This is a genomic window from Blautia faecis, assembly GCF_027662325.1.
GTDB lineage: Bacteria > Bacillota > Clostridia > Lachnospirales > Lachnospiraceae > Blautia_A > Blautia_A faecis.
In genome coordinates this window covers 1-21,253 of sequence record NZ_JAQDKY010000032.1, presented here as the reverse complement: position 1 = coordinate 21,253, position 21,253 = coordinate 1, and the positions used below count along the sequence as shown (strand labels likewise).

At 40.6% G+C, this 21,253-nt stretch carries 21 protein-coding genes; 3 read left to right on the top strand and 18 right to left on the bottom strand.

From position 1 onward, the window contains the following. Positions 1 to 17 precede the first annotated feature (17 nt). On the bottom strand, positions 18 to 695 hold the full coding sequence (locus PGQ38_RS14015) for a hypothetical protein (RefSeq protein WP_195700027.1): 678 nt from the start codon (positions 693 to 695) through the stop codon (positions 18 to 20). 904 nt (positions 696 to 1,599) lie between these two features. Between PGQ38_RS14015 and PGQ38_RS14010 the strand changes: the two genes are divergently transcribed. Further along, the gene (locus PGQ38_RS14010; RefSeq protein ID WP_118580642.1) at positions 1,600 to 2,367 is read left to right on the top strand and encodes a hypothetical protein; all 768 of its coding nucleotides are present in this window, start codon (positions 1,600 to 1,602) and stop codon (positions 2,365 to 2,367) included. Here the strand turns inward: PGQ38_RS14010 and PGQ38_RS14005 are convergent. From PGQ38_RS14005 to PGQ38_RS13935, 15 genes are all read right to left on the bottom strand, one after another. After that, positions 2,334 to 3,122, bottom strand: coding sequence for a class I SAM-dependent methyltransferase (locus PGQ38_RS14005; protein WP_118580645.1), 789 nt, complete (start codon positions 3,120 to 3,122; stop codon positions 2,334 to 2,336). The genes PGQ38_RS14010 and PGQ38_RS14005 overlap by 34 nt on opposite strands. A gap of 212 nt (positions 3,123 to 3,334) precedes the next feature. Further along, positions 3,335 to 4,252 carry a tyrosine-type recombinase/integrase gene (locus PGQ38_RS14000; protein WP_270432251.1) on the bottom strand — a complete coding sequence of 306 codons (918 nt, stop codon included), beginning with the start codon at positions 4,250 to 4,252 and terminating at the stop codon, positions 3,335 to 3,337. Between the two features lie 169 nt (positions 4,253 to 4,421). Continuing rightward, positions 4,422 to 4,697 (bottom strand): hypothetical protein, encoded by a 276-nt coding sequence (locus PGQ38_RS13995; protein ID WP_195379816.1) that lies wholly within the window; start codon positions 4,695 to 4,697, stop codon positions 4,422 to 4,424. Between the two features lie 22 nt (positions 4,698 to 4,719). After that, the gene (locus PGQ38_RS13990) at positions 4,720 to 5,400 is read right to left on the bottom strand and encodes a hypothetical protein (RefSeq protein WP_270432249.1); all 681 of its coding nucleotides are present in this window, start codon (positions 5,398 to 5,400) and stop codon (positions 4,720 to 4,722) included. Then, positions 5,397 to 7,814, bottom strand: a complete 2,418-nt coding sequence (locus tag PGQ38_RS13985) for a hypothetical protein (protein ID WP_270432246.1) — start codon at positions 7,812 to 7,814, stop codon at positions 5,397 to 5,399. The genes PGQ38_RS13990 and PGQ38_RS13985 overlap by 4 nt, the downstream gene beginning before the upstream one ends. Next, on the bottom strand, positions 7,814 to 10,024 hold the full coding sequence (locus PGQ38_RS13980; protein ID WP_270432243.1) for a hypothetical protein: 2,211 nt from the start codon (positions 10,022 to 10,024) through the stop codon (positions 7,814 to 7,816). Before PGQ38_RS13980 ends, PGQ38_RS13985 begins: the two co-directional genes overlap by 1 nt. Positions 10,025 to 10,041: 17 nt before the next feature. Beyond that, positions 10,042 to 10,224 (bottom strand): hypothetical protein, encoded by a 183-nt coding sequence (locus tag PGQ38_RS13975; RefSeq protein WP_173718716.1) that lies wholly within the window; start codon positions 10,222 to 10,224, stop codon positions 10,042 to 10,044. Positions 10,225 to 10,270: 46 nt separating this feature from the next. Continuing rightward, entirely contained in the window at positions 10,271 to 10,471 is a 201-nt protein-coding gene (locus PGQ38_RS13970; protein ID WP_270432241.1) for a hypothetical protein, read from the bottom strand. 66 nt (positions 10,472 to 10,537) lie between these two features. Further along, positions 10,538 to 11,002: a hypothetical protein gene (locus PGQ38_RS13965; protein ID WP_118580618.1), complete on the bottom strand. Its 465-nt coding sequence runs from the start codon at positions 11,000 to 11,002 to the stop codon at positions 10,538 to 10,540. Between the two features lie 13 nt (positions 11,003 to 11,015). After that, positions 11,016 to 13,571, bottom strand: coding sequence for a cobaltochelatase CobT-related protein (locus PGQ38_RS13960; protein ID WP_270432239.1), 2,556 nt, complete (start codon positions 13,569 to 13,571; stop codon positions 11,016 to 11,018). Between the two features lie 16 nt (positions 13,572 to 13,587). After that, positions 13,588 to 15,369 carry a P-loop NTPase family protein gene (locus PGQ38_RS13955; RefSeq protein ID WP_270432236.1) on the bottom strand — a complete coding sequence of 594 codons (1,782 nt, stop codon included), beginning with the start codon at positions 15,367 to 15,369 and terminating at the stop codon, positions 13,588 to 13,590. Between the two features lie 65 nt (positions 15,370 to 15,434). After that, positions 15,435 to 17,657 carry an SF1B family DNA helicase RecD2 gene (recD2, locus tag PGQ38_RS13950; RefSeq protein ID WP_270432234.1) on the bottom strand — a complete coding sequence of 741 codons (2,223 nt, stop codon included), beginning with the start codon at positions 17,655 to 17,657 and terminating at the stop codon, positions 15,435 to 15,437. Beyond that, positions 17,654 to 18,046 carry a hypothetical protein gene (locus tag PGQ38_RS13945; RefSeq protein ID WP_177968737.1) on the bottom strand — a complete coding sequence of 131 codons (393 nt, stop codon included), beginning with the start codon at positions 18,044 to 18,046 and terminating at the stop codon, positions 17,654 to 17,656. The genes recD2 and PGQ38_RS13945 overlap by 4 nt, the downstream gene beginning before the upstream one ends. 17 nt (positions 18,047 to 18,063) lie before the next feature. Next, complete coding sequence (locus tag PGQ38_RS13940; protein WP_177968736.1) at positions 18,064 to 18,654, bottom strand: single-stranded DNA-binding protein; 591 nt, start codon at positions 18,652 to 18,654, stop codon at positions 18,064 to 18,066. A 408-nt stretch (positions 18,655 to 19,062) separates the two neighbouring features. Next, positions 19,063 to 19,212, bottom strand: coding sequence for a hypothetical protein (locus PGQ38_RS13935; protein WP_226855071.1), 150 nt, complete (start codon positions 19,210 to 19,212; stop codon positions 19,063 to 19,065). A 204-nt stretch (positions 19,213 to 19,416) separates the two neighbouring features. Here PGQ38_RS13935 and PGQ38_RS13930 point away from each other — a divergent pair, with 204 nt between their 5' ends. Beyond that, on the top strand, positions 19,417 to 19,725 hold the full coding sequence (locus PGQ38_RS13930) for a type II toxin-antitoxin system RelB/DinJ family antitoxin (protein ID WP_118580603.1): 309 nt from the start codon (positions 19,417 to 19,419) through the stop codon (positions 19,723 to 19,725). Then, positions 19,722 to 20,093, top strand: a complete 372-nt coding sequence (locus tag PGQ38_RS13925; RefSeq protein ID WP_118580600.1) for a type II toxin-antitoxin system RelE/ParE family toxin — start codon at positions 19,722 to 19,724, stop codon at positions 20,091 to 20,093. Before PGQ38_RS13930 ends, PGQ38_RS13925 begins: the two co-directional genes overlap by 4 nt. An 82-nt stretch (positions 20,094 to 20,175) precedes the next feature. Here the strand turns inward: PGQ38_RS13925 and srtB are convergent, their stop codons facing one another. Together srtB and PGQ38_RS13915 are read right to left on the bottom strand one after the other, a co-directional pair. Beyond that, positions 20,176 to 20,904 carry a class B sortase gene (gene srtB / locus PGQ38_RS13920; protein WP_270432188.1) on the bottom strand — a complete coding sequence of 243 codons (729 nt, stop codon included), beginning with the start codon at positions 20,902 to 20,904 and terminating at the stop codon, positions 20,176 to 20,178. A gap of 67 nt (positions 20,905 to 20,971) precedes the next feature. Further along, a partial coding sequence (locus PGQ38_RS13915) for an LPXTG cell wall anchor domain-containing protein (protein ID WP_270432185.1) occupies positions 20,972 to 21,253 on the bottom strand: 282 nt, incomplete at its 5' end.

The following is a 21,253-nucleotide window of genomic DNA, read 5'->3' as shown; positions in this document are numbered from 1 at the left end:
CTCTCACTGTCACCTACTTACCATTTTAATTCAGAATGATCATAGCTTAAGATGATTGAAAAATCACTTGCCGGGCACACAGCATCACTCATTGTATATTCCGGATACGCTGTACTGTTAATACTTTCCATACCACCTTCCAGCCACATCCAAGAATGTCCGCTCCATACGCCATGAATGATATTGCCTTCATCATCGTATTCCAAATCTGAATAGTTATTGTCATTTGTTTTTGTAGCAAACGATGTCTTAGCACGATTATTAATTCCCATAGAAATCAAATACCAGTCAATTGAGCCATCTTTATTGGTTACTTTATTCCAATCAGAACTAATGCTTGCTGTTAACGCATTATTAGAATCGCTTGCTACTTTTCCTTTTGCAATAGCTTCATAGATAGACTCACCAGGATTCGTATCAAGTACAATTGTTGGGGTAGTTGAAGTTTCCTGATAAATATTTGTTACTTTCTGATCGTAATCTCTAACATAGATATTCATCTTTGCTGCGGAAGCGATTACGCTTGAGCTCATTGACATTGCTGCTGCTAAGATAATAGCGGATACTCGTTTAAAATTCTTTTTCATGGTGTTGTCTCCTTTCAATTTAAAACCATTTTTCTTTTTGTAATTTTTAGTTATCATTTTGTTGCTAATCCGACCTGTGGCCCTCCTTCCTGTTTCTTTATTCTCCAAATCAAGGTCTGCCTATAACTCAGATCTTGACCGTGAAAAATCACATTTAGATAACAAAAGCGAAGTCCCCTTATAAATAGATATAGGAGTCTTCGCTACGTGTAGTATGGTCTGACTTAAGCACTCATGATACAAAATGCTATACACAGGTAAACACAAAGGTCTAGTTCCAGAATTCCACTGGATTGTCTTAAACAGGCTCTTTAGGAGCCGACCACATAATTATTCTCTTGTTGTTAAAATCATAACATTTATCTATAATTTTGTCAATCATTCTAAAAGATTTTTTAAAAATTTATTATATTTATAACATCTCTAATTTACTTTTCAGTAATTTTTACATATAAATGAAAATCACTTTCTTGTTTGATTAACCTATTGATTCATTTTTTCGTAATCTACTTAGATCCTGTAATTCTAAATAACCATTTGCATATCTGATAAAATATTTTATAATCTGTATCTTAATGTCTTATATACATCCGCAACTACAAAAGCCCCGACAGCATAGTTATATAGATCCATACTATCGGGGGCTTATCCACCATTTTATCAAACCGATTATCCTATAATTTCCGTATTCTTCTGATAATATAAAACAATTTATCAAATTCTGCTTTTTATAAAGTGCAGGTTCCGTTTTCTATTTTAAACTGGAACAAAACGCCCTCCTTTGTATTCGTCATTTCATACCAGGCATTATGCTGCTCCAGGATTTCCCTGACAATATTATGTAGTTTATATGGAGAAATGAAAATTTGTGCTGTTTTTTTATAATTCACCTTCTGACTTTTTTGATCGTTTTTCGTCTACTTCTCCTCAAAATTCATAATACTTTATATTTTGGAACTGAATACAGGATAATTCTTAATTATCTGCTATAATTATACGAGAGAGGACTCATATGAAAAAAATGAATTCATCAACAAAACAATTGATTCTGTTGATATTTAATTCGGTTTTGACTATTGCAACTTTTGTAATAACTTATTATATCGATCCATTAAAATACACTTCGCAATCATCATTAGCAGCTGTGCCAGCATTTTTACTTTCTATAATTGTGTTGATTATTGGGCAAAATATAACTACTCACAATGAAGTGCAAAAAGTATCTGAGGATTCTGAACTTATTTGTGAAACCGTAAAAAACTATTTACATGTAACAAAAATGGGAACCCCAAAATACGCTTGGGAATATATTATTAATAGATTGCCTGTTTTAGATTATGTACAAAATACTTCTTTTAATTTCGAAGATGAAGAGATTCAAACGAATGAACGCTTATATGATGGTACTTCTTATCAACAATCATTTGCTAAAATTGCCAAAAATGTAAATCAAGGTCTAACTTGGAAAGATATTGGAGATAAATCCGCACTTGAACGATTCAAAAAAATAGACAGTCAAGTATCTGAAAAGCATAAAGGCAATTACCAATATAAACTGATTGCACAATCAGAACCCCAAATCGGTTTTGTTATTCTGACATATAAAGATGGTACTAAAGAAGTTTTATTTAACTGGGATTTTAGAGATATACCACAAGACCCAGTTGTATTGCTATCTAGAGATACTGAAATACTTAATATGTTTGCTGCGCAATACAAAGGTCTGTGGCGTGTTGCGGTCGAAGATTATGACAGTAGAGCAACTAAATCAACTTCATAAAAATAGCGATTTTTCATAAGCGCGTCAGCTTCCATCCATTTTTTTAGATTATTTGCAGATACTTCAGATAAATGCTGAATGGTCCAGATGAGCGTGCCTTGATAATAGGGAATAAAGTTTTCATCAAACGGACTCACTCGTTCAAATAATTCGAAACTATATTCAAAATTATTATAGTTGGATTTATGCAAAGCTGAAAATGTCCTGTCCATATCATAATGGTGAAATTTTTGACTATTTTCAGTTGCTATTCTTAAATCCAACTCCATCTTTTGTCTTATAGCTGTATCCATTGGACCAAAACGAATTGAAGCACCATCGTACTGCCGTACTGCAAGAACTCCATGTGGAGATCTATTCCATAACGCCTTTATAAAGGAATCCAGATCGTCAATATATGGAAAAATATTAAAGGCTAAAGTTATATCACTGGGAGGTATTTTGTCAACTTCCTTTTCCAAATCTAAATGAAGAAATTTAACTTTTCTGTCCCATAATTTGCTTCGTTCAGTTGCTAATTTTAGAGATTCTTTATCACTATCTATGCCGATAAATTCACAATCGGACGGGAGTATATCATTCAAAAGCTCAAGCCATAAACCAGTTGCACAGCCTAAGTCAACAATATTTTTCGGATTCAATTTTGCTAATTTCTTAGCAAAAGCAGTTCTTTCAGGTAGTTTTGCACGATGGTGATTTTCTAACCATTTTGCATCTGCCAATGGTCTACCTGTCGAATTTTCTTGTGAAATCATTTCACTGCCTCCTAATGTCTTATTTATTAAGATAATTAAGAATTATCTATAAAGATTATATCAAATTTCATACAAATTTTCCATATTTTAATACTATATAATTATTTTTTGAAAAATGCTATTACATGATTTCCAGCATTTCACATTTATGCACATGAAAAAGGCCACCTGCTTTCAGCTGGCCTACTGCTCCAATATTCTAAATATTAATATCACGCAGCATCCATAATTTTCATATTATTTCTCGGATGTCGTTCTCGCAAAATATCCGCTTGCTTTTTGGCTGCTACGTGAATATAGATCTGAGTTGTTTTTATTGAGGAATGCCCCAAAATCTGCTGCACACAGCTCACGTCTACGCCTTCCTCAATCAAATATGTAGCAAAGGAATGTCGGAACATGTGGGGTGTAATTTTTGTTTCAATCCCAGCATTCTTCGTGTATTTCTTTAACATAAAACGAATAGATTGTTCTGTGTATCTGTTTCCTCTATTATTCACAAAAAAATATCCACACTTCTTTATTTCCCTCTCATTTTCTACATAGTATTTCCGCAGAATTTCTAAAACTGTTTTATTGCTGATTTGGATATACCGTTCTTTTCCTCCCTTTCCCATAATTCGTATACGCCCAGAATTCAAATCCATACTCTCATTTCGAATATTTGATATTTCATATACTCTGGCTCCAGTGGCAAAAAACAGCTCTACAACTGCTACATCACGCAAACCATATTTATATCCCATGCCAGAAAGACCATTCAGGTAAGTATACATATAATTTAAGAGCTTCTCTATCTCATCTCTTGGGATAATCCGAGGCAGAACTACTGTTTCTTTAAATTTAACTTTTATTTTTCGAAACGGATTCTGTTCTAACAGTTCCTCTTCTTCCAGGTAACTATAAAAGGCTTTTACCGATGCAATTTTTCTTTTCACCGTTTTCTGCTTATATTTTTTATGCAGCTCCGTAATATACCACTCAATCGTTTCTTTTTCTGGCGCATCACAGCATACAAAAGAAAAGAACTGATTCAAGTCGATCCGGTACGCTTTTACCGTTTTTGAGTCCAGTTCTTTTCTGTAAATGCAATATTCTAAATATTGTTCCAATCTATCCTGTAGCTTCATTTCCAATACTCCTTTTTCTATCACAGTACTGTAAAATATATTTTTTGTCAAAACCAATGCATAAAATACCCGATCGATTTTCCAAAAGAGTTGCCATTCCCAACAACACACTTCACGTCACAATTCTCAGTATTTTTGTAAGGGACTGTTTCCAGCCCCTTACTTTCTCCTATTCAACAAACAATTTTCTTCTGTTTTTGTGTCTCTTTAGAAATTCCTTGCGGACACGATCATATTCCGTTAAGAGGGTAATATCCTTTCGCCTGCTAAGCGGACGGTCAATCACTTCCGCATAATAGGTATGCTGGATCAATTGTCCATAACACGCAGAATTATAAACATCCTGCAGCTTACAGCCGATTGCTGCTGCCACTTCCGGTCCGGTGATGGAATAAACCATCACCGTTCCGTCCTTTCTACATAAATCATATAATGCCTTTGCCATACACACTTCCCCACTTTTCCTTTTATACGATCCACACTTCATTTGGAACTTTTTTTGCAAAGCTGTCAAAGTCACGCCAGGCTTTTGTATCCTTCGCATAAGCTCCCTTTTCCTTACAAGCTCCTTCATATAAATCTTCAATTCGCTTTACGATTCCCAGATAGTCTGTGTGCTCTCCCTTTATAAAATTCATGGCTGCAGTCAGATTGTCATACCGGTACCGAAGCCCGACGTAGGAGCGATAAACATTAAAGCACTGGCGTACTGATGCGATCAGTTCCTCTTTGGTAAGACGCATGAGCTTTTCTTTTGCCACATCCTCCGCCCAGGCCTCTTCTCCGTTGATTCCGAAATAATCACGCTCAAAAATATCATAACCAAGATAATCCCCGGCTTGTGCAGCCACAAAAAACAGGTTGAAGCACTCGGGAATCCACTCTTCCTGAAGAGCTGCCATCAGCTGGTCACAGTCTGCTTCTAAGGTAGAAAATGCAATTTTATATTCCTCAACTTCGGATTCATCATCATTTAAAGACTCTAAAAGAGTTTCCTTATCATCATCCATGAACCAGATCACAAGGGTACACCCTTCGTACATTTCATACAGGTCATCCCAAATATCCTGCCAGTTCAGACCTTTTGCAATGGGCTTCTTGTACCTTAAATTTCTTGCCTGTTCTTTTCTTAGTTCCTGAATGCTCACGCAGCCACCTCCTGTTCTTTATTTTCCAGCAAAAAGATATTGCTGCTATAGTCTCCGGAATCCGATACTGACGCTTCCCCGTATAGGCTATCCAGGTATTGGCTGCCGTTTTTGGATTTGGAAATATATAAATAGTAGTTACTCTTTATATATTCCTTTGTTTTCACATCATCCTGGTAGTAACAGCTAAGAACCAACCTGGCTCCCAGCTTTTTGGCTTTTTCTTTTGCAGCCACAAATGCAAGGTATACTGCCTGATCCTGTTCCTCATACGCCAGGTTTTTCTCGTAATAACGCTCCAAGAACAATACCAGTTCTTCCCCTTCCTCTTCTTTTGGTTTCCCAGCTCCTGACAGATCTGCAAACTGGATCTTTTTTCGCATTCTGTCACCCACGTAGGATCCCTTGGTCAGCCTTATCATCGCCCGAAATACCACCTGTCCATTTTTTCGGATAAAGAAAAACTTTTTATTCGAATCAAAACAGGACAGCAGGCAATCGCTGTTTAACCCTGAACGGTAGGAGAGGCAGGAATAGCTTGGAATCTCTCCAATCTGCATGACTGGAAGAAGACCGGTTTCCTCTTTTAATACCAGGTTTCCTCTAGTAAAAGTCCTGTCTTTTTTCCATTCTTTTTCCGCTTCTTCGGATACCTCAAAATCAATCTCACGCATGAGATCCCCGGATGGATATTTCAGTTCGTCAAATTTTCCAAGAAGCTCTGCTGTCACCAGCCTCCGGATCTCTTCGATTTTGGAGGGCTGCCGTTCCAGAAAAGTTTCCATGATCTCAGCCCCGCCTACAAATAGAAAGTTGCCAATCCGAGCAGCATTATTTTGTACAAATTCTTCTGAAAACGACAGTTTTTCTTTTAGCAGCCCCCAGGAAACATCCCCTAAGATCAGCTTTTCTTTTAATTCACTTAACGAATCACACTCTTTTACCAGTGCCAGATCTTTTAACAGATAGAGGGCCTGTTGTTCCATGGTGATCTCTTTTTCCATGCCTTTTAGCTGCTCCCGGTAAACAAGAAGCCACAGTGCCGTTCCGTAGCTTAAATCCGGAATGTTCCAAAAGTCCTCCCGGATCCATCTGGATAACGGCTTTTGGGATAACGCAGCTGCAAGTGGTTCTATCTGTCCTTTCCAAAAGGAATACGGCACACACTCCCGTTTTATCAGTTCCCGAAGAACCAGGAGTCTTTCATCACATTTGCAGGTCAGCTGTTCATACAAACGGATCACCGCCTCTTTTGCAGTACAAAGAAGCTTTAACTCTTCAAATGTATGCTCCCGTTTTGCCAAAAGTTCAAATCTGTCACGCAATAAAATCAGATCCGCACTATCTTTTAAATTCTTCCGATTAAGGGTATTTAAGTTTATATACTCCTGGTACACCTCTTTCTTTAACAGCATGGAAGCATTTGGAAGATCATAAAAAAGTTCCGCTTCCTCATTGATCAGATTTAAGAATGCCTTCTTTTTCTGTGTGATGGCATATAATAGAATCTCGGACTTTTCTTCACTTAGACTGGACAGGGAAATTTTTGATACGGGATTCTGGTACAGGGTATTCACATAGGACACTTTGCTGGAAAATACCTCGGCTGGATCCGCGCCATCTGTAAATGCCCGTTCCAGTTTACACAAATCCTCATACAGAGCTTCATTCCACAGCCATAAGTTTAATCCATCTGTCAGATTCTCTTTTTCAATGTACCTGGTCACAATCCTTAACTTTTCCAGTATCTCAACAGGTCTTTCCTTCATCTGATCGAACTGATTCTGATTTAGAGACCGGATCTCAGCTTCATACCCGGCAAGCGTGTTAACAAGCTCCATCAGATCTTGATCTTGAAGAATTTTAAGGTTGTTTACATTTTCCAATAGATCAAGCAGCAGCTCTGAAGAAAATACCGGATTCACAAGCAGCATACGGTCTTTTTCCCCTGCCTTCTCAAAGTCCAGCACATCCATACACATGGCAATGCTTTTTACCAGCTGTTCTTTTTCTTCTTTGCTTACATTCTGCTCTCCATAATATTTCATATAAGAATAAGCGGTTCCATCGGTTACCAGCGGATCAAAATACACGGCTTTTACCTGTTCATAGGAAAAATCTGAAACTTTATCTATCCCTGCATCCAATAGGATCCGCTGGAACCGGTATGCATTCAGCTCACATCCCTCTTTTTTCAGGTTTCCAAGATAGGTAATCGTTTCCGGATCTTCCATCATGTACAAACATACCTGTTCCCACAAGGACGGGATCACATCCATAACCTCATTTTGAATGATGGCTTCTGCTGCCCGTACACATTTTTCTTCTCCCTTTTTTGCCAGGTAACAAAGAGACAGGCCCGCCGTTTTTAGCATATTTCGTTCCGCTAAATGTCTTTTTATCACTTCTATCATTATGCAACCTCCATCAAATCTATCATCTGCCTGATGCCCTCTAACGCTATCTGTTCATTTTTATACAGGTTCTGAAACAGCAACAACAGATATTTTATTTCCTCTTTGCTGGTTACAATTTTTCCTCTTCTGTCCAGATAATCCCGCATATAGGAAAGAATGATCCTGGCACGTAAGGAATTTTCCGTATATCTTCCATAGTAATAAAAGTTATAGATCTGTTCGAAAAGCTGATTTGTCCCCTTATTTTTCCGAAGCAGAAGATTAAATTCCTTTTTGATTTTCTTTTCCTCTTCCAGCTTTCTCATCCTTGTTTCCTGCACCTGTTTCCACTCCTTTTCCCTTTCAAGGCTTCGCAGCTCTTCCTCTGACATGTATTTTCTTCGCAGCGTTTCTTTCCCACTACTGTCCTCCAGATAGGGAAGGATTTCTTTTGCCATCTGCATAGCTTCCTTTGGTTCCATCCAAAGTCCTGTACTGTCTTTTAACAGGATGCTCCTCAAAAAGCTGATGTAGTTTCCAACATCTGTTAAAAACAGATGTTCCTCGATCCACATAAATAATTCCTGATGTACACCTCTTTCCAACAGCGGGCGGCAGATCTCGCATTCTCCACGACTAATTCCATACGGATACAACGAAAAGGTTCTCTGGATCATGCTCCATGGTTCCAGAATTCCCGGGATTCCCTCTATTCCAATTTGGGTAATGACGAGCTTTAACATGGAAAAACTGGTCATGGTATTTATATCTTCCATATCTGCTTTCAGGTAATACAGCATGCTATCCCATTTCTCCCCAAATACTTTTTCTGCCTCCCCGATTGGATCCTCCCTGGTATCAGGCTCTCCCATAAAGGGAACCGTTTCAAAAGCATCTGGATCTGGTTCTTTGTTTCTCATTTCCCGGTATCCCTTTAAAAATTGTTTCATAAGACCGACGGCATCCAGGATCCCATTTTCGCTTAACAGATGAAAGACATGACGAAGATCGTAATCCATTTTCTTCCAGAAGATTTCCACATACTCCCGTCCGGTCAGCTTTTGATAGGCTGCAAGATAGGATTCCAGCTCTGGTTTTTCAAATGTCCCATTTCGCAGGGTATCATTTACGCACTTTTCAAACTCTTCCTCCTTAAGCTGTGCAGCCAGGCAGTGCCATTTTTCCTGGTTTAAATTAATATAATGCCACTCTTTCATCCCATTTTTCCGAAAAGGGAACAGCGTTAAGAAGGTTCTGACATTTTCCACCTTCATTCCATACAAACAATTTTGGATTTTTTCCTGTCCACCAAGACGCACTGGAAAACAGTCGTATTTTCTTAAAAGAGTTTCACATAACTCATACACCACATCCGGATACATCTTTTCTCCTGGCAGAAAGGTTTTCAATACCCTTACTGCAATCTTCTCCGCGGTCAATGAGTTCGGATTCAGGTATCTTCGTGCCCCTGTCAATATGCCATTTAAAAAAATTACCTCTTCTTTTTGATATCCATTTTTTATAAGCTGTTCCTCCAACGCCCCGTTTGCATTCGCCGCATTTGTCTGGGAAAGTTTTATCACCTGTTTTAACACCGCAGTTTCTTTGGTCCGGTCATTTTTCAGCCGTTTCTCATATTTCATGGCAATCCAGGCATAAAAATGCCAGTCTTCGTAAACAGACAGCCTGCGTTCCCTTCCAAAGCAGGCCGCGATCTTTCCCTTTAATTTCTGCCATAACGTATCCGACTCTGGAAAAACGGAAAGGATAAAGATCATTTCCTCCACTTTTTCATATGGATACTGGTGCAGGGCATCCACCCAGAGCTTGCGATCTTTTGTTGCAAGCAGACACCGGACTGCAAGGTAACACAAATCCTTTTCTCCAAGTACCTTGCCAAACTGTTTCCAGAAGCCGCTTTTTTGGGTACCATTAAACATACAGGTCTCCTGAATGCAGGATGTCCCTGCAAGCGCAAGCCCAAGAGCCCGGTAAACCGGTTTTGTCATGGTTCTCCGCTCTTTCATACGCTCTAATACTTCTCCGGGATAGTGAAGATTATATTCTTCCTCCATGCTGTGCTCACAGATTCCATAAAACAGGCTGTTTTCTCTCTCCTGTTTTAAAAATGCTTCTTTGTCCGCATTTGAGGACAGCTGATAGATCATGGATACCATCTGCCGGTACAAGACGGGATCCAGCCAGTCTTTATAGATGTTCCATTCCATTCTTTGCCTCTCCTTTTTCAACTAAACTTAAATGCATCAATCCCATGCAGGTTATGGCTTTTTCTGGTCAATGTAATACTGTCCTCAAAATGTTCCTGACAGCTTTTTTTCGCTGCCCTTCTCATGCCTTTTGAAGTCTGGCGTTTTGCCATTCTTTTAAAACCAGGTCCCACCAGGTGATTTTTATGATACATTCCCATATTTTTCACTCCATTTCTGTAGGTACAAAACCCTGCGTTTTTATCTTCATGCTCTTTCTATATAGCGGATACTGTTTTTTTGGCATTCAAATTCCGGACACAAGGAACTCCACAATTCTTCCAGATCCTTCATCCCGAATGCACTAAGTTCCGTTTCCTGTTCCATTCCATACAGGTCGGTATATCCAATCTGGTAAGTTCCGCCTCCGCTTCTTACGATTCCTTTTCCAGCTTTCCTTACGGTCATGTTATTGCCTCCATTTAAAATTATTTCTTCCTATTAATTAAGGGGGACGACTTGTCCCCCAAAAAGTTACGCTGCAATATAAAGTTCTTTTTCCCTGTCCACAAGAGGCAGAACATAGGTTGTCTGTTCCAGATGGTTTTCTTTTTGATATTTTACGCCATCGTGATAAGACGAAAACTGAAGGATCTGCCCCTGGTTTTTATAGGGCTTCAGGTTTTCCTTCCATCCGGGCTCTAATCCGTGAACGGCAAGCCCCCAGGCCACCTTGCAAAGATTGCATCTTAATCCTGCATATCCAAGATATTCTTTTACAAACTGTTCCGCACTGTGGGTGTTAGAAAAATAACGGGCATACTCAAATGAGCGGCACAGAATTTTTCCATCCTGAAAGCCTGCAAAATAACAATCTTTTTTCAGCTCGATCACATACCCGGTTGCGTAGATTTCCTTTCCCGGATGTATCTTTTTTGAATCCTCATGGATCTGTAACAACTGTTCGGAATAAATCTTTTTTCTTTTTTTATGCTGCATCGTGCTCCTCCTTTTAGTTTACTCTTCGAAGTAATTTTGCCAGCTGCTTTGTCAGTCGGATGGGAAGCTGCTCTAAGCTTGATATATCAAGATAGGCATTTCCATAAATCTTCCGGATAGCTTCTTTATCCCAGCCAATCGCCGCAGCCTGAAACAAAATTCCTTTCTTTCCGAGCTTTTCCTTGATCTTTTTTAAATCTGCTGTGGCATAGCTTCCAAAATAACGGGTTGCATTTGGCAGTCCGTCGCTGATAAGGAATAACAGTTTTTGTTTTTCCGGACGTTTTAAAAGCTTATTTGCCATAAATAGAAGGGCTGCCCCGTCCCGGTTACTGCCATCGTTTTCCATAGTGACGATCCGCAAACGGTCGTTTCTGTCTTCTTCGAATTCTGCATAACTGTGAAAATAAACGGTTTCCTCACTTGGATCACAATGTTCGTAACCATCCGTATGGTGTCCGTAAACCAGAATGGGGATTCCGGCTTGTCTGCAAAAATCGTATAAGGTGAGGGCTGCTACCTTGGCTGCTTCTATACGATGGCCTATCATGGAGCCAGAATTGTCCACTAACACGCAGACCACCGCATCTGTTTTCTTTCCGGGAAATATCCGCTTATATACGGCACCGCCTGGATCAGCAATGGCACGCATATCCAGCTTTTTTCCAAGATACATCCGACGTTCCGTCCGTTCCTTCTGGTTTTCCAGGATTGGAAGAAGCCTGGTCCGAAGCCTTTTTTCTACCTTTCTTGCCGAAGCTTCATATGCAGACAGCCAGCTTTTTTCTGTTTCTGTGAAGGTATTCTTATACAAGACCTCTTTTTTTACCATGTTATGGGCTGCTTCAAATTCCATCCCGTCCAGTTCCTCCTGCAGACGGGTTTGGGCTTCTACTCCCATGTCCTGATCCACGGTTTCTGATACTAAATCCAAAAGGATTTTTTGCAGTATCAGGTCGGATTTTTCATCTGCGCCTTCCCTTTCTTCCTTATCCTCTTTCGAAACCTGGACCACAGTGGCATTTTCAAGTTCCGGTAAGGCAGTCTCATCCACTTCCGATTCCTGAATAAATTTTGGAAGATCTTCGGTCAGTTCTTTTAGATACTCCCCCATGGCTGCTTCCAGCTTTTTTAGTTGTTCTTCCGTCAGCTCTTCTTTTTGTTCCCCTGTTTTCGCCTCATCCTTTCCATTTCCGGATGCATCTGTCGGAAAATCCTCATCAGAGGAATCCGAAGAAAAATCTTTTGGATCTTCTTTTCCTCCTACAGCTTCCTTAGATTTCTCTTCTGAAGAAGCTTTCTCAGATACCGTTTCTGATTTATTTTCCTCCTCTGAAGAATTTGGAGACTCCTCATCCCCGGTCTGCTTAGAAGCTTCCCGGTTGTTGTCCCCAGAAGTATCACCTTCTTTTACAGGTTCCTCTTCTTTGGATTCCTTTTCTCCTGTGGAGGATTCTTCTGTTTCTTCCTCTTCATCTTCTCCCACGGATTTTCCTTCTCCCTGGGATGCCTCTTTTCTATCTTCCTCTGTAGAATTTTCTTCCCCTGCTGATTTTTCTTCTTCCGGTTCTTCCTGCGGTGGTTCTTTCTGCGACGGTTCCTCTTGTGGCTCGTCCTCTTCTGGCGGCTCTTTTTCTGATGGTTCTTCCTGAGGCATTTCTGCTTCCGGCGGTTCTTCTTCCTGTGGTCGTTCTTCCTCGTTTTCTTCTGGTTCCTGACATTCCTGCTTCAGTTCTTCCAAAAGATTCCGAAAATACTTCCACATCTTAAGCAGGATCTGGTTGGTGGCCTGGTAACGGATAAGGTCACTGTCCGCTGTCACCGACAGATCCACAAACTGCTTCACCTCATTTAAGGTATCCAGCATCTCACAGCTTTCCATATTCCAGGAATTGGCATATCCCCGGAGGGCATACTGTACAAGTACCTTTAAAAAAACAGAAACCGGATCTGAATTTCCCTCTAGCAGTTCTTTTAACGGGGGAATCCATTCCACGTTTCGTCTCCGGTTGATCAGAATTCCTTTTTTGATACTTCCAGGAAACAGGCTGCACATCTTTTCCTCTATGTACACATCATTTAAAAGGTTGCTGATATAAGACGCACATTCTGTCAGAAGGGGAACCACCACTGGATTTTTCCCGGCCAGACAGGTATCCATCTCATTCAGGGCTTTTTCTTCGTCCTCGTTTTCCGGCTCTGGTGTATCCGGATACCAGACGCCTGCCAGCATGTTCTGCACATAGACTTTCCGAAGTACAGAATCCGTAAATCTGGCATGGCCGCATTCATGTCCTAATATCCCGATCAGGCTGTCACTTTTTTGTTCCAGTTCTAAAAAGCTGCCTGTGATGAGATTGCCAATGTTGATGCCGATTCGTTTCCCATCATTCCAGCCTGCCAGTCCGTCTTCTGTACTCTGGTACAAAAGCAGCTGCTCCAGTTTTTCCCCTGCCACTTCATTTGCAAGGTCCCGAAAAAGTTTCCGATAACCTTCTGAAAAAAAGACCTGACTGGGGCTTAACTTTTTTTGTTCTTCCTTGATCCGCTCTCTATAAGTATCCTTCATTTCGATTCTCCTGTTTCTAACAATACGGTTCCACATAGGTCTTCATCAGATGTTCCTGTTCCTCCGGATCCATTGTGGCTTTACTGATAACCGCAACCTGTGCCGCGCGCCTGACATCTTTAATTGCCTGAAAGGTACGCACCCAGTTTTCCAGTTCCCGATAGCCGCACACACCATCCTGAAGATCTTCTTCCTTCAGATAAGCATGGATTTTTTGAATGGCCGAAACCATAAAGTTTAAGCCTTTCTCATCCCCATATCCGGTACGTGCAATAACCCGCCGCTTCATTTCCTCTTCTGTGAGATTTTGCTTGGGCTGGATCAGGCTCATACGGGATAAGACCGACTGGTTAAAATTTCCGCAGCCCACATAATCCAGGTTTGTAGTCATAATCACAATGGTATCTTTATTTCTCTTTATTTTTTCCCCATTAATCAGATCTGTCACCGCTCCATCATCAAAAAGAGAGTTCAGTCTTGTAAGCGTCCCTGGTTTTTCAATCATGGACGGCTCCTGAATTTCCAAAACGGAAGGAAGACGGCACGCTTTTATGATCTCTGATTCCCGCAACAAAAAATCCTTCTCTGCCCTTGCACTTTCATATCCTTTTTCATAAGCAAGGCGCAAAAGTTTTTCAAATGCAGCTTCTTCTGAAATGCCCTCTTCATAGGTTCCGCTAAGTACACAAAGTGCGGAAGCTGGATCCATCTGAAGGTCGTAAAAGACTGGAAGCACTGGAAGCGTTTTCTTTTTCGTTCCCATGTTTGGAACCGTACTTGCAAGAAGCTCCAGCTCGTCTGTACCAGGCCCACAGGTAAATACATAATAGGGAAGACCTAATATCTGTGCGATCATCCTGGCATCTGTGGTTTTTCCAGTTCCCGCTTCCCCCGTCATCATAAAAAGCCTTGCCGGGGTATGAACGACCATTTCCAGGATTTCTTCCACCTCCTGGCTCACAATGTAATCCTCTGGAAGCGTGGGAATCCTCTCTTTTTCACTATGCCGGCAATTAAAATGTCCTGCATACTCCATCTTTAACTCCGAAATAGCAGCACCTTTCTTCCTCCCTTTTACTCCCAGCACCTTAAAAGTACCAATTATACAGGCATTTGGCGCATAAATTCCGGAGTTAAGGTCAAAGGGGTGAAAACTATCCTTCAGTTTTCCTTCCGCAAACTGGTTCCGGTCAAAAGAAATGGCATCCTCCGTTGTGGCAGTCATCCGCAGATACAGGTTATCGCAGCAGCGAAAAGACATTTTGAGTGCCTGCCCCGCCAGTCCTGCTTTTATAGCACGTTTCAGTTCATCAAAGCAGGTATGAAACTCATCGTCGTAATACTGGCTTTCGGGAACTATACTTGCATAGACAAGCATTGCAAGATACTCCTCCCCGGTAGATTTTCCCTTTAAAACGCCAGGCATCTTTGTTGTTTCTCCTGCGGGATCATTTTTCTTTCTAATTCCACAGAATCTTCCGTTTTGATAATTGTATGTCATGACACAAAGTTCCTTCTCCACCGGGTATTCCAGGCAAAAATAACGAACAGACTTTTCTGCCAGCTGAATTCCGGCAGCACCTTCTTCTTTCTCTTTCATTCCAAAAAGCTTAAAAATAGCAGCCAAAGTAGGCGGATGAAGCTTTGCAGATTTTCCATTTGTCCGCGTATTATATCTGGAGCAGTCTTCCGCTTCATAGCTGATTCTTTTTTTCTTTTCAAACTTTAAATATGCCTCAATTTTTTCCGGCAATGCCAATTGATAGGTCCATGGTTCATAAAAACAGATTTCTGGCATTTTGATTCCTCCATATGGAAAAGCAGGGTATGAGCATTTTGCGTCTCATATCCTGCTGATCTTTGTTATGCTGATTTCTTTTCCTGTTCCAGGTAAGCTTTGTAAATCTTTTTGATCCGGTAACCAAACATGGTATTTCGTTTGCTCACCGTATCGTTATTGATTGCGATTACCATTGCCTTTTTACTTCCTACTATTTTCACCCCACGCCTTGCTCTTGTGACTGCGGTATAGAAAAGATTTTTCCGCAGCATCCGATAAAAACAGGTGAGCATCGGCAGGATCACCACTGGATATTCCGAGCCCTGTGCCTTATGGACGGTGATACAGTAAGCCAGATTTAACGGCCATATATCCCCTTCGGTATATTCCATGATTTTTCCATCCCCAAAATCTACACGCATCCTGCTTTTCCCGTCTGCTTTATAGATATTTAGGACTTCTCCCACGTCACCGTTTGCCACATCTTCCTCATTTTTCAGCTGCATAACGAGATCTCTCTCCCGATATGTAGTCGATCCATTCTTAATTTCCGGATAACCGTACCGCTTCGGATTCACGATATCCCGAAGGACAGGATTTAATGCATCTGCACCTACCTTCGTATCCTTTCGAAGCGGGGAGAGCACCTGAACCCCTTCTACCCGGTTTTCGTTTTTTTGAAGTTCTTCCCGGTAGAGCTTCTGGATAATTTCAGCTGCTTCTTCATCATCTTTTGCCGGATAAAACTGGAACGTATCATCAAAAAACAGATTGGTTTTCCTTTCGTTTATCTTATCCGCATTCTGAATAATCGTGGATTTTCCTTCCTGACGGAAGCTCTCTGTTAGTATTGTAACTGGGATCACACCGGACTCGATCATCTCTTTAAATACATTTCCCGGTCCCACTGATTCCAGCTGGTCTTTATCGCCTAAGAATACCAGGCGGGTTCCAATAGGCACCCGAGACAAAAACTTATCCATAAGTGGCATGTCGATCATACTGCACTCATCCACAATGATAAGAGATGCCTCCAGCATACTCTCTTCGTCCCATTCTTCCTCACCCGCTTCTCCTTTTAACCCAATTGCTTTATGAATCGTCAGAGCGGGATAAGCAGTACAATCACTCATCCTTCGTCTGGCACGACCAGTTGGAGCACATAACAGTATCTCCGCGTTCTTATGAAGAATTTTCTCTACCTCAATGATAAAGCTGATATCTGTCGTCTTTCCACGTCCAGGTCCTCCGGTAATGATGGTAACCGGATATTGAAATGCTCTTAAAATTCCTTCTTTTTGCCTGACATTTAGTAGAATCTTCTCTTTTTTCTGAATGCTGCTTATAATGGAGTCCACCTGATAACTTTGTGTCCCACCTCGCAGGATCAGTTTAACCAGAGATGTAGCGGCTCCAAGTTCTGCACGAAAACTATTCTTTAAATAAAATCCGCCATCACTACACACCAGGGTCCCATCCTTACGGATCATTTCATTTCCGGCATCCCGGATGGCTCTTTCTGGCACCAGTCCGGTTTCCTTTTTATGATTTAAAAGCAGGGCTGTCCGCTTTAAGATTTCCTCACAAGTCAGGTATAGATGGCCTTCGCCTTCTGCTTCCGACATAATATGAAGAATCGCTGCTTTGATCCGCATAGGCTCATCTGGCTTAAAATTCTTTGCTTTTACCGCAATCGGATCCACCGTTAGAAATCCAAACCCAGGAATCTCGCACAAACGAAATGGCGTGTTCTGAATGATGAGTGGGGCTGCATTTCCAAAGTGTTCCTGGATCTGCGCCACCTTCCTTGGTGTCACCCCAAAGGGAGATAAGGTCACCATTAACTGCCGCAAAGTCTCGCTGCCACGGTATCCTTCCAGAATCTCTGAGAGCTTTTTTCGGGTAATGCCTTTGATTTCCAGTAACTTCTCAGGATTTTTTTCAAGAACTTCAAACGTATTTTCCTGGTAACGGTCTACAATCCGCTCGGCAAGCACTGGCCCGATTCCCTTAATAATGTCAGAGGCCAGGTATGCCTTGATTCCTTCTGTGCTCGTGGGTAATACAATCTGAAAAGAAGAAACCTTATACTGCATTCCAAATTTTCCGTCTTTCCAGGTTCCGTTCAGTTCTACTTCAAGGCCATCCTCAGTCGGAAGCTCATTTCCAATTGCCATAAACATGCCATATCTGCCATTTTTCTGGCTGCTTACTTCCTTGGGAAGGGTTTCTTCCGTCACATAGGAGGCAACGGTGTATCCATTTCCTGCATTGTAATAGATACACCGGACTGCTTTACATTTCATTTTGGTCCATCACCTCCGGAAACACCTCTTTTTCTTCCCTGTTTTCTTCCTTGCTTTCTCCTCTGTTTTACCGATTCTGACCGCGTTTCATCCGGACTCTTTTGAACGCCACCGGGCGCTTCAGCATGACCGCGTACTTTACCGGGAGCTGGTTTCTTGGTTTCAGGGTGGCTGCGTTTTTGTTCATCATTCTCATTCGGATTCTCCTTTTTTTCATTCAGATATTTGTAACAATAGATACCTGCTGCAATTGGAAGGCCCAGTGTCAGACTCTGTACAATCACTGCTAAAAACAGCGGCCATAAAAAGGGTGACAAAAGCATTCCTATAATTCCAGTTATCAGGCAGGCTTTTTGGTGTGCCTGGCACCATTTTTTTACTCGTTCCATTTTTTTCTCCTTTGTTATCAGCAAAAATCTCCCATCTCTTCATTTCCCATATTCATAAATTTCTCATCTACGTTGTAGCGGTTTTGTGAATTCTGGCGTGAAGACTGGGCTCTTTGTGGTTTACTTCCTGTACGGTTTGTTTTCCCCTGGTTCGTGTTTTTGTAGTATGGCGAATTTTGATAGGAATTTCCTGGATTCTGGCTGGATCGTCCATTGGAATTTGATTCACTATTTCGTGAGGGCTGTGAGGAATTCCGATTGGTACGTCCGTTCTGGCTCACATTTTCACTTTCGTCCTTACTGTCTACAAACTCAATGTCGTTTACAAGCAGTCTCATACCATATACTTTTTCGCCACTATTACCTGTATAGTTATCATTATGCATCTCGCCCTCTAAAGCGATTTTTTTGCCCTTATAAAAATACTTTGCTACAAACTCAGCTCTTTCCCCAAATGTGACACAGCTAAAGTAATCAGCATTCGGAGCTCCTTCCTGCTTGAAATTTCGCTCAACCGCAATCCGAAAATACGCGACTGTCTTTTTTCCCGCTGAAGACATCACCTTTGGATCCGTTGCCATCCGTCCGATAAATATAGACTTATTCATGTGCACACTCCTTGTTGTTTTTGATTCGATAACAAAAAACATTCAGAATGAATCCCAAATGTCCGTTATCATTTTCCTTCTTTTACTCTTACCAGTTCTTCCAGTCTCCTTTCTTTTGGATTTTTTATTTTTCCTCCTTTCAAGATGTTGATTCGTATTTGTTTTTTTGCAATAAAAAAAGGCCACTTAGAACGTTTCATTCTAAATGACCTAATTTCTCACAAAAGGCAGGAACCATGTTCCTCATATTTTTCTTTCGGGCTTCTCCGAAACCAAAAATTCTTACCTGTTTTACAGGTACAAATACAAATCTCAAAATCATAATAACACAAGATATAGTATGCGTCAACAATTCATTTTCTGTATTTTGTGTTATAAACAATATGTTTTTCATTTTTACCACAAGAGTCAAATTCTTGCCCAAAGTTCGGTTGGTGTAAATGCCATAACTTTACTTTTGGTAAAATCTTTCAAATTTCTTGTAATGATATAATCTGCATGAACAGATTCCACCGTTGCACTCTGCACTGCATCTTCAAACAATTTTGCTGTCATCATAGCAAAGCTCCTTTTCTATGTTTAGTACATATCGCGATATATATCATAGTCAAGAAGATATTCTGCTATATATCTTATCGTCTCCAGAACAGTAGCTATTCACCATTTATACCTGATTCAATCCCAAGATTGTATTGCTATTGTACTGACATTTGTGTATAATAACTATAGATATCTTATTTCTCTTGAAAGGAGCGGATCTATATGGCTGCAAAATCAGCAAATTTATATGCACGAATCGAACCAGATGTAAAAGAAAAAGCAGAAAACATTTTGTCTACGCTTGGAATTCCAGCTTCCAGTGCTATTAATATGTTTTATAAACAGATTATTTTACAGAGGGGACTTCCATTTGAAGTGAAATTACCATCTTCAAGACCAGTTGACATTCATACATTATCTGAAACAGAATTCAATGAAGAATTGGAGAAAGGATATTCGGATATGCAAGCTGGACGGGCTAAAAATGCGAAAAAAGCCTTTGCAGATATCCGCAATGATTATGGCATATGATCTATGAGGTTGAATTATCTGAACAGGCTGACAACGATTTAAGAGGGATTTTTGAATATATTGCATTTGAATTGCAATCCCCTGAAAATGCAAGCGGACAGCTTGATCGTCTTGAAGAACAGATTTTAAGTCTGGATATTATGCCAGAACGGTATCGAAAATATGAAAATGAACCATGGAAAAGTCGTGGACTTCGTGTATTACCTGTAGATAATTATGTGATATTTTATATTCCTGATTCCAATAAGAAAGTCGTAACAATTCTTAGAGTAATGTACGCTGGACGTGATATTGAAAATCAGTTAAAATTTCACACAAAGCAATCAGAGACCATAACTTCCTTTTCTGCAAATATGGAAACGCCATAATAACTCGAATTAAGTTTCACTTTCTAAACAATGCCATCTTTGATAATTTTGCTATCAAAGATGGCATTTTAACTTCCTGCAATTAAAAGACTTCTATACTTATATCCTCACCATTTGTCTCTGACTCTTCACCTTTCTCTGGCAGTTCACAAAAAAGCACTAGCCGTTTTAAAGAATCAGAGCCGCAGGTGGATAACAAAAGTGTCCTGGTCTCCACCTGTTCTCCCAGCCAGAAGGTATCACTATCCGCTTTTACATAGCCACATTTTATGACTGTATAGGTTAAGGCTTCCCCATCTGGTAAATACAGATATACCTTATTATGCTCCTGTAAATACGATTCACTTTCATATTTATGCAGCCCCTGAAACATGCTGCCATCTTTCATATTATGCCCGTATAGAATAGTTTTACGGTTGGTAAAATCCGGACTATTATCTTTATCCAGAAAAATACTTCCTGCCACATGTTCCGTCTTTTTAAAGGTATGCTTCAGATAATATTCATTGTCAGTTCCCTGCACAACCGGATAATCAATCCTGGTGTCCGGGATCCGTATCCAGGCAATGATCTCTGGATTTATTTTCTTTAGAGCTTCAAAATCCACGGTAACCGTTTCTTCCTGGTTTTCCTCTGGTGTTTCTCCATCTTTCCTTTCTTTTGGTTCTTCCACGGCAACGTATTCCAGCAGGTTGTCATATTCCTCTTCTCCATCCCGGTACATAAGATAAGTTCCGATTCCCATACAGATACCAAAGCCAAGCAGCAAAAGGCACACCGCTACAATCCCCATTTCTTTTACCTGCTTCATAACTTCCTCCATTTCCAATGTTTTTGCAAGAAAAAAGGACCGCCACAAACGTGACAGTCCAGTTTTCTTATTCCTCGTGATTTTTCTTTTTGGTGTACCAGAAGATTCCAGCAATTCCGCCCACCGATAAAACAAGAAGAAGGATTGGCAGCCAAATGTTAGTGTCATCTCCTGTTTTCGGGGATTTTACATAGCCGCCAGTCGGGATCCGCTCATTGGTAAGCTCTTTGGTAATTTCAATCTCTTTCGTCTTACCGTCCTTGTATTCAAATACAACGGATTCCTCTTTTTCGCTTCTCACATAGCCATCCGGCGCTTTGGTTTCCACCAGGATGTACTCGATTTCTTT